Origin of the sequence: Campylobacter concisus (assembly GCF_015229955.1) — a bacterium.
Taxonomy (GTDB): domain Bacteria; phylum Campylobacterota; class Campylobacteria; order Campylobacterales; family Campylobacteraceae; genus Campylobacter_A; species Campylobacter_A concisus_AT.
The window spans coordinates 45,611-55,439 of the sequence record NZ_JAAKYZ010000008.1; the positions used below are offsets into that span (position 1 = coordinate 45,611).

Consider the following 9,829-nt stretch of genomic DNA (forward strand, 5'->3'; position numbering starts at 1 on the left):
AAAACCTATGCGTTTTTAGTTGTTTCTTCTATCTTTTGACTAGGAGCACTCTCTTCTTTATGCTCGACTTTTTCGCTCTTTTCAGGGGTTGTGTCCTCCATCTCAGCCTTAAAAGTCTTTATGCCTTTGCCTAGTCCTTTTGCAAGTTCTGGGATCTTCTTTGCTCCAAAAAGTAAAACAATAATCGCTAAAACAACTAGCCAGTGACCAATACTAAAAGAACCCATTTTTTCTCCTCAATAAATTTTTCAAAATGTTATCATAAATTCCTGAATTTCTAGCAATCTATCCACTCATCAATAACGCGCCTTAAGTCTATTTTCGTACTTTTTAGCCTCATCGCTCTAAGAATTGATTTTAGGCCTTTATAACTCTTTTCAATGTCATCATTTACCAAAAAATAATCATATTCTAAGATGTGCTCCATCTCGCCAATCGCGTTCATTAGGCGATTTTCTATCGTTTCGTCGCTATCAGTTCCGCGGTTTTTCAAGCGTTTTTTAAGCTCTTTTTTATTTGCAGTTGTTATAAAAACCGAAGTTATGTAGCTTTTAAATTTTTCAAGTGCGATATGAAAGCCTTGCACATCGATATCAAATATCACTATCTTTCCAGCCTCAAGTGCTGCTAAAACAGGCTTTAGACTCGTGCCATAATAGTTTTTATGCACCTGTGCCCATTCTAAAAATTCACCCTTTTCTATGCCGCTTTTAAATTCATCTTCTTTTATAAAATAGTAATCCACTCCATCGACTTCGCCTTCTCTTTTTGCCCTTGTCGTACTTGAAATAGAAAAATAAAGATCCTTCTCTTCCTTTAAAAGACGACCCAAAAGCGTACTTTTCCCACTTCCACTAGGCCCAGAAACTACTAAAATTTGTCCTTGCAACTACTTTTCCTCAAAACTTATATTTATCTTTATGTTCATATCTTTTAGCACATCTCTTAGCGAGCTTTCATTTAACGACTCATGGACGTGTTTTGTGATCTTTTTGGTTAGCTCTTCTTTATAGTTAGCATCGATTTTTGTTTCATCGCATGAGCTAGTTTGTGGAGCAATATTTAATCCAAATGCTGCTTGCATCGTATTTTCATCTATTTCTTCAATAGACGCTACATCAAAATTTGGGCTACCCAACGTCTCTTCTTTAAAATTTTCTTCCTCAAATACCTCATCTACCATACCTAGATCTTCTTGAGCAAGGACTTCTTCAGAAATTTCTTCATGATCTTCTTTGGCTGACCCTTTTTCAAGGTCTATATCTTCATCCAAAGAAATCTCCTCTGCTTCTTTGGTAGATTCTTCATCTATATCTTCCTCTAAATTTTGACTAGCTTCATCTATCAAATTTGCCTCGCTGCTTTCAGGCTCAAAATTTTCATCACTACCAAAATCAGTCTCTAGCTCATCAAAATTTTCGCTATCTTCACTAGCTTCTTCGTTTAGCTCTTTATCCAAAGATTCGATCTCACTGAGCTCTTTTTTACTTTGACTTATATCATCTACAAAATCTTCATTAAGCTCGGCAGTTTCTAAATTTTGAGAATTTTGCTCGACCATTTTATCAAGCTCGTTTTTAGCCTCTTCATCCGCCAAGTCGCTCTCACCCATATCATCTATCTCATCCACAAGCGAACTAAGCTCATCAAAGTCATTGCTATGCTCTTCTTTTATCGCAGGCGGCTCATTGTTTTGCTCTAAGGATTTGTCTATATCTTCTGAATCAGCCATATATTTGCTAGCTATGTCATTTATCATATCATCATCTATAAGTTCAGTATCTGTTTCATCAAAACTGATATCTTTATCCTTTAAATCCTCGGCCTCTAGTTCACTTAGCTCCTCTTTTAAAAACTCGTCATCTAAAGCCTCGTTATCAAATTTATCTGCTTCATCATCTTCTTTTGCTAAATTTTCAAGACCCATATCAATTTCTGGAAGCTCAAAATTTTCTAAATCATCAAAGTTTTTATTGCTTTCGTCAAAGTCATTAAAATTTGCAGACTCATCTAGTCCAAGTTCAAGTTCTTTATCATTGTCAGTATTTTTGTTTTGTTCAAATAAACTAATAAATTCTGTTGGTAAAAAGGGCTTTTCAAGCATAACATCAGCAAAATCAGGCTTTTCACCGCCTCTAGGTGCTAGATACATTATCTTTTGATTTAAATTAACATCACTGCTATCCATATCACTATCGATGATAATATAATCAAATTGATCTCCAACACTATTAACATCGTCAAATTCGCTATATTCTATGCCTAGCTTATTTAAACTTAACGTTATAAGACGAGAAACTGCTGGGTTTTTGTTTACAAGTGCAACTTTCATGATCCCTCCTTGAAGAGCTTGAGGCTGTATTCTATGATAAATTTCATTGCTATTTACTTAAAAAAATAGTGCTGGCATATCGTTTAAAATCTGCACCATCATATCAGTTATGATTTTTATAATGCCAGCTAAAATAGCTATCAAAACCGAAAAGCCGATACTTACCTTAATAGGATAGCCAACGACTAATAGGTTAAATTGTGGCATGGTTTTCATAAGCATGCCAAAAATAGCATCTGAAAGTATAGAAAGCGCGATGATAGGAAAAGCCAGAACGAATCCAAACATAAAAAGATTGCCAAAAAGCTTTAGGGCGTAGCTCATCACACCACTTCTTGGATAAAAATCTCCAAGCGGTATAGCAGAAAGTGAAGTGGAATAAAACTGTAATATTAAATGGTGCCCATCAAGCATCAAAAATGCAAGAAGCGCGATAAAATTTAAAATATTTGCGATCACTGGTGAATTTGTACCGGTTTGTGGATCAAGCACTGAAGCCATCGAAAAACCCATAATCATCGAGATCTGCTCGCCAGCCATTTGAAGTATTGCAAAAACGATATTTAGCAAAAGCCCAGCACAAAGTCCGAGCATAGCCTCACTTAAAATTTCCATAATCAAAAAATTTATAGCATGCTCATGAGCGTGTGAGAGCGGAAAAAGCACAACACAAAGAGCAAAAACTAGCAAAGTTTTTATACTAAGTGGGATTTGATTGTGAGAAAAAAATGGAAAAAATACAATAAGCCCACTAAGACGTGCAAAAAGGAGCATAAAGGTTATGACTTTATCCGCTCCAAAAAACTCGACTAGTTCCATTATTTTATATTAACGCCTCGTCCATCTCAGCTGGAATTTCAAGCCCCATGATCTTTAAAACACTAGGAGCGATATTATTTAGACCGCCATTTTTTACCTTTTTTACTCCATCAGCCATCACAAAACAAAAGACGTCGTAGGTCGTGTGGTTTGTCAGTAGCTCACCGCTGCTATCGCGCATCTCTTCGCAGTTTCCGTGATCGCTCGTGATGATCATCGCATAGTTTTTCTCTTTTGCTTTAGCGTAAATTTCTCCAAGAGCCGTATCTACTGCCTCTACCGCTTTTATAGCGGCCTCATAGTTGCCAGTGTGTCCCACCATATCGCCATTTGCGAAATTTACCACGATAAAATCTTGCTCGTCATCCATACCTTTTAGCACGGCTTTGCAAACTTCTGCTGCGCTCATCTCTGGCTTTTCATCATAGGTCTTTACCTTTGGACTAGGGATTAGCACCCTCGTTTCGTTGCTGGCTAACTCCTCGACGCCGCCATTAAAGAAAAATGTTACGTGGGCGTATTTTTCAGTCTCAGCAGTGTGAAGCTGCCTTAGCCCAGCAGCTGCTATGACCTCGCTTAGGGTATTTTTTATCTTTTCATTTTTAAATAGCACATCAAATTTAAAATTTGCGTCGTATTCGGTCATAGTAATTAGATTTTTGATAGCAAAAGGTCGCTCAAACTCGCTAAATTTCTCTTCGCCCAGAGCCTGGCAAATTTCTCTTGCTCTATCATTTCTAAAATTTATTACGATCACGCCGTCATCTTCGCCTATGCCTTTAAAGCCATTAAAGCTTACTGGCTTTACAAACTCATCTGTCACGCCCTCATCGTAGCTTTTTTGTAGATATTCGCTAGGCGATAAGCTGCTTAAATTTGCTCCCTTTACCAAGCTATCATAGGCCTCTTTTACGCGCTCCCAGCGTTTATCTCTATCCATCGCATAAAATCTCCCACAAACGGTAGCTACCTTAAATTTAGCTTCCAAACTTTTTATAAAATTTATACCACTATTTGGGCTAACGTCGCGTCCGTCGGTGATAGCGTGGGCAAAAACCTCGCAGCCATTTTTGCTAGCAAGCTCGCACATACCATCAAAATGCTCCATATGTGAGTGCACGCCGCCATCGCTATAAAGCCCTATGATGTGGATCTTTTTGCACTTTTTAAAAAGAGCTTTTAGCGCTTCATTTTCTGCTATCGAGCCATCAGCGAAGCTGCGTGAAATTTTGACCAAATTTTGATACAAAACTCGCCCACTTCCTATACACATATGCCCTACTTCGCTGTTTCCCATCTGCCCTTCAGGTAGTCCCACAGCGTTTCCAGAGGTTTTTATGAGCGAGTTTGGAATTTCTTTAAAAAATTTCTCGTAATTTGGCTTTTTAGCCGCCTCAAATGCGTTAAATTTAGCGCTTTTATTAAATCCAATACCATCAGTTATTATTAAAATAGTTTTTTGACTCATTTTGAAAATTTATCCTTAATTTTAGATAATTTTTAAGGCCATTATACTAAAATTGCTTTTTTTTAAAAATAAAGGCTCTCATGTTTTACTATATCTATGAAATTTTAAATTTTAATATCTTTCAATACATCACCGTTCGTGCTGGTATCGCTTTTTTCATCGCTTTTGCACTCACAACTTATTTGATGCCCAAATTTATCGCTTGGGCAAAGGCAAAAAACGCCGCCCAGCCTATCTACGAGCTTGCCCCACAAACTCACCAAAAAAAGGCCAAAACGCCGACCATGGGCGGACTTGTTTTTGTCTTCACAGCCGTACTTTCCACGGTAATTTGCGCAAGGCTTGATAACGCATTTGTCTTAACATCTCTCTTTTGCCTAGTTTGCTTTACGCTGCTTGGCTACAAGGACGATTACAGCAAAATTTTAGGAGCAAAAAATCACGCCGGCCTAAGCCCAAAAGCAAAGCTCTTTTTTCAGTTTCTCATCGCCTTTTTGATCGCATCATTTTTGTACTTTAGCAAAGAGTTAAACACTGAATTTTACCTACCATTTTATAAGCAACCGATCTTTGACATGAAAATTTTTGCCATTTTCTTTTGGACACTGGTCATAGTCGCTGCTTCAAATTCAGTAAATTTAACAGACGGGCTTGACGGGCTAGCTACTGTGCCATCTATATTTTCGCTTCTGACACTTGGCGTTTTTGCCTACATCTGTGGCCACGCTGTCTTTAGCTCGTACCTACTTTTACCAAAGATCTCAGGCGTTGGCGAGAGCGTCGTCGTTGCCTCTGCGCTCATTGGCTCACTCATGGGCTTTTTGTGGTTTAACTGCCATCCGGCCGAGGTCTTTATGGGCGATAGCGGCAGCCTAAGCGTTGGCGCATATATCGGCTTTATGGGCGTTGCGACCAAAAATGAAATTTTACTCATTATCATCGGCCTCATCTTTGTCGTTGAGACACTAAGCGTCATCTTGCAGGTTGGCAGCTTTAAAATTTTTAAACGCAGAATTTTTCTTATGGCGCCTATACATCACCATTTTGAGATAAAAGGCTGGGCGGAAAATAAGATCATCGTTCGCTTTTGGATCATCGCACTTTTAGCAAATCTAATCGCATTAACTGCGCTAAAGATCAGATAAGGAAAGTCATGAGAAAATCGCTATTTGGCTACGGTGGCACGATAAAGGCGATCGCTAAAAATTTCATAAAGGACGGCCTTTGGGATATCTATGATGATAAATTTAGTGAAATTTCAAAAGATGAGTTTGGCAACGCTTTTTTGCCAGTTAGCGAATTTGATCCAGCAAAAAGCAGCCTAGAGATACCAAGTCCAGGTATCCCGCCTCATCACGAGCTTATTAAAAAAGCTAGAAATTTGGTAAGCGAGTATGACTATTTTTATGAAATTTATAAAGAAAATCTGCCATTTAATATCTGGATAAGCGGCACAAACGGCAAGACTACGACAACCAAGATGACACAGCACCTACTAGGGAGCAAGGGCTCAGTCATGGGCGGCAACGTTGGCATCGCGCTGGCAAATTTAGACTCAAACGCTAAAATTTGGATACTTGAGACTAGCTCATTTACACTTCACTACACAAATCACGCTACACCTGGTATCTACGTGCTTTTGCCGATCACTCCAGATCATCTAAGCTGGCATGGCGACATGAGCGAGTACGAAAAGGCTAAGCTAAAGCCGCTTGCTAGTATGAGCGAAAGTAGCGTGGTGATCGTGCCTGAAATTTACGCCAATACGCCAACAAAGGCAAAAGTGATCGCTTACAAAGACGAGAGCGATCTGGCTAAATTTTGCGGTGTAAGCGTAGATAGTATAAATTTTAAAACGCCATTTTTGCTTGATGCGCTGCTAGCACTTGCGGTGGAGAAAATTTTATTTGACCGCTGCGACGTGGAGCTTTTAAACACATTTGTTATTGAAGCAAACAAGCTCGAAGAATTTAGCGATAAAAATGGCAAAACCTGGGTCAATGACACAAAAGCGACTAACATTGATGCGAGCATACAGGCTGTAAAACGCTACAAAGATCATTTCATACATCTAATACTTGGCGGCGATGATAAGGGTGTTGACATGACGCTACTTTTTGAAGACTTAAAGAGCTTAAGAGTAAAAATTTACGCCATTGGCTCAAATAGTGACAAACTTATGAAATTAGCGACTAAATTTGGCATACCGGCTTTAAAATGCGATTTTTTACAAAATGCTGTCAATGAGATAAATAAAGAGCTAAAGACCAGCGAGATAGCACTTCTTAGCCCGGCAGCTGCGAGCCTTGATCAGTTTAAGAGCTATGCCGAGCGAGGCGATAAATTTAAAGAGTTTATAAAGGCGCTTTAAATTTACAAGCCCTTTTAAGTAGCCTTGTCAAAAATAAAAACATGCAAATTTGTGTTTTTGACATAAATTTTTACTATAAAGTTTTATTGTTGAATACTTTTTAAGTTTGTGCTAATATTTAGCAAAAATTTCCAAGGAAGTTTAATGCCTCTAACGCCCAGAAATGATGTAAATTTTAAAAGAAATTTAATAGATATTATAAAATTTTCATATGACAATGACATAAGCAGACCATTTATATCTAACAACAAACTACTTATTGGATATGGCTTTAGCCTAAAAGATGATATAGAACTTATTTGTGCTCAAATTTATAAAAACAACAAAGACAAAGTCATAAAAGATGTCAAGCAAACTATTGCTAACACCACAAGTAAGACTACCATAGAAAAGATAGACACAGATGAACTTTTTAAAAAGATAAATGATGCCGCAAAAGGGGCTTATGCAAAGTCTGGAGGTGCCGATACTTTGCCTGAGTTTGAATTTAGCTCGGAAGATCAGCTAAATGCCATCTTGGAGCAAAAGCTTACGCCGCTAATCCAAGAGATAAATCAAAAATTAAATAACTCTCCGCTTAAAAATTTACAAGCCGTTTCACTTACTTCCGATACGCAAAATGGTCAAATTTCAAGAGAGCATGTCGCACTTTTAGCACTTCTTTATATCAGTAAGAAAAGCAATATTGATCCATCCCTAGCAAGCTACATCAAAAGCAAAAATCGTTTTAAGGCCTGGTTTTGGCTAGCATATGAAAGCTTTAGTGATGAAGCAAGCAATAAAATATCTCTTTTGCGAGAAAAAATTTCAACTCAGTTTGGGCTTTATGAAAGTGATGAACAAAATGTTAATTTTGCCGAGTGCATAGATGTTTTTAGCCATTTAAATATATCCAAAGTAAAATATAAATCAAAAAACCAAAACAATAAAGAGATCATCCAAAACGTCACTCATTTAGAATTTATGAAGCTTCAAGAAAATGGATCAAATTTAAACGCATCAGATGTATCAAAGTGTGAGGCTTTATTTCAGCCATTTGTTACAAAGATAAATTCTTTATTAAGCACTCAAAGTACAAAGACCTTCAACCTTGAAAATGTATACTGCGTAAATTTAATCAGCTCAAATGCTTCAAACACTTCAAGAATAAATAAGCTTTTAAGGCAAAGAGAGGAGGAATTTTACAAACAAGAAAATATACTCTTGCTATGTCCAAGAAAGATGACAACTCCTATTAGAGTCTTTCAACCTAAAAAGAGCGAATTTACCGTTGTGCTAGCTAGTCAGACTCCATTTGATTGCAGTGAGCTAAACCCAAAAGAGCTAAATTCTAGTAGACCAAACTATGGCAAGGTAAATTTATGTGAGCTAATACTTACTGACTTTAAATTTGACTCTTACGAAGATAGTAAAAATGAAGAGATAAAATTTAAAAATGCAAAGAGCAAAGATACGGTAATACTCTATCAAGAAAACAAAAATGAAGAAGATAAGATAAATGGTGCTACCTTTACTAGCATAAAGCAAAATAGCGATGATATAGAGTATAAACTAGAAGATGGCATTATAAGTATGAAGTACTTTGAAGACCAAACATCCAAAAACAAACACCTAAATTTCTCTTTATTAAATTTCGCCAAAGAGAATAACTTTACCCTAAGAGATGATAAAGACTCAGCTATGTTTGATATAAAGCTTCGTCTAGCTCATGGCAACAATGTAGTGCCTACATCAGCATCAAGTTCAGGTCTTACTCTTACAATAAACAATCTTATCATTGAAAACGAAGATGGTAAGGCAAGTGAAGATATAGATAAGATATATCTTCATCACTGCTTTGATAAAAGTATATATGAGAGTATATCTTTAGTAAAAAATGAAGACTCAGATATCAAGAACTCATATACAGCTACATTTAATATCCCAATAGATAAAGAGAATAAAGGAGATACTAAATTTATACTTTATTCAAGTGATCTAAGTAAAGTTTATAGCACTAAAGATATTCATGCTCACACTGATACAGCTGTAATATCTTTAGGATATCAAGATAAGAGTAGCTCTAACTTTTGCTATAGCAATAAGGTCTCGTTAAGAGATATAACAGATCATATAACAAATGTAATCTCTGATAGTGAGTATCCATTTAAGACAAATGAGCCAATATGCTTAAAGGCTATATATAAACAAGAAAAAGGTAGTAAGAGATATAAAGAGATACTTTGGGGATATAAGGTAATAAAAAGTAAAGAGTATGATGAGCTATCCAAATCAAATCCAAAAGATGTAGTAGTCTTAAAAGATCAAAAAGGTAAAGAGATAACATTTAAAATTTCAGATGTTATACAAAAAGATGATCTAGATAAGCTAAAACAAGGTGGTCATGCTATAGTATTTTTTGCATATCTTGAAGGCGATAAGGATAAATTTAAGTTTTATACAAGATATGGCAAAAATCATATAAGAATAGATATAAAGATACCTTTATATATTAAATTTAAAGATGATAAGCTAGTTATATATGAGTTTGAGCATGCTATAAAAGAGAAGGCATTTGATGCTAAATTAAAGCTTAGTGATAATAAAGACGATGCTTTAATAAAAAATGATAGTTACTTATATATAAATAAAAATATCTCATCAAATGAGATAAATATATATGAAGACGACAAACTAAGCAAAGAGCTAAAAAGTGATGAAAAGACAAATAAGAGCTATCAAATTTATGCAAAAGAAGAGAGCTCTAATAATCAGTCTAATGCAGATAAAGATGATAAGCTTGGTATAAATTTATTAAATAAAGAGAATATGGATAAATTTATTAACTCTTTTAATGAAT

The 9,829-nt window shown here is 36.1% G+C and carries 8 protein-coding genes; 3 read left to right on the forward strand and 5 right to left on the reverse strand.

The features are described 5' to 3' along the window. Positions 1–5 precede the first annotated feature (5 nt). The 5 genes from G6W45_RS09175 to gpmI are packed head-to-tail and all read right to left on the reverse strand — an operon-like array spanning position 6 to position 4,619. Complete coding sequence (locus G6W45_RS09175; protein WP_194168285.1) at positions 6–227, reverse strand: twin-arginine translocase TatA/TatE family subunit; 222 nt, start codon at positions 225–227, stop codon at positions 6–8. A 50-nt stretch (positions 228–277) separates the two neighbouring features. Beyond that, positions 278–889, reverse strand: coding sequence for a guanylate kinase (gene gmk, locus G6W45_RS09180; protein WP_194168286.1), 612 nt, complete (start codon positions 887–889; stop codon positions 278–280). Continuing rightward, on the reverse strand, positions 890–2,332 hold the full coding sequence (locus G6W45_RS09185; RefSeq protein WP_194168287.1) for a putative sodium/potassium/calcium exchanger: 1,443 nt from the start codon (positions 2,330–2,332) through the stop codon (positions 890–892). 57 nt (positions 2,333–2,389) lie between these two features. Then, positions 2,390–3,151 carry a flagellar biosynthetic protein FliR gene (gene fliR, locus G6W45_RS09190; RefSeq protein WP_107776306.1) on the reverse strand — a complete coding sequence of 254 codons (762 nt, stop codon included), beginning with the start codon at positions 3,149–3,151 and terminating at the stop codon, positions 2,390–2,392. Between the two features lie 4 nt (positions 3,152–3,155). Beyond that, positions 3,156–4,619: a 2,3-bisphosphoglycerate-independent phosphoglycerate mutase gene (gene gpmI / locus G6W45_RS09195; protein ID WP_194168288.1), complete on the reverse strand. Its 1,464-nt coding sequence runs from the start codon at positions 4,617–4,619 to the stop codon at positions 3,156–3,158. 80 nt (positions 4,620–4,699) lie between these two features. Here gpmI and mraY point away from each other — a divergent pair, with 80 nt between their 5' ends. The 3 genes from mraY to G6W45_RS09210 all read left to right on the forward strand — a co-directional run. Then, positions 4,700–5,764: a phospho-N-acetylmuramoyl-pentapeptide-transferase gene (gene mraY / locus G6W45_RS09200; RefSeq protein WP_194168289.1), complete on the forward strand. Its 1,065-nt coding sequence runs from the start codon at positions 4,700–4,702 to the stop codon at positions 5,762–5,764. An 8-nt stretch (positions 5,765–5,772) separates the two neighbouring features. Further along, positions 5,773–6,990, forward strand: a complete 1,218-nt coding sequence (gene murD / locus G6W45_RS09205) for a UDP-N-acetylmuramoyl-L-alanine--D-glutamate ligase (protein WP_194168290.1) — start codon at positions 5,773–5,775, stop codon at positions 6,988–6,990. Positions 6,991–7,134: 144 nt separating this feature from the next. Beyond that, a partial coding sequence (locus G6W45_RS09210) for a hypothetical protein (protein WP_194168291.1) occupies positions 7,135–9,829 on the forward strand: 2,695 nt, incomplete at its 3' end.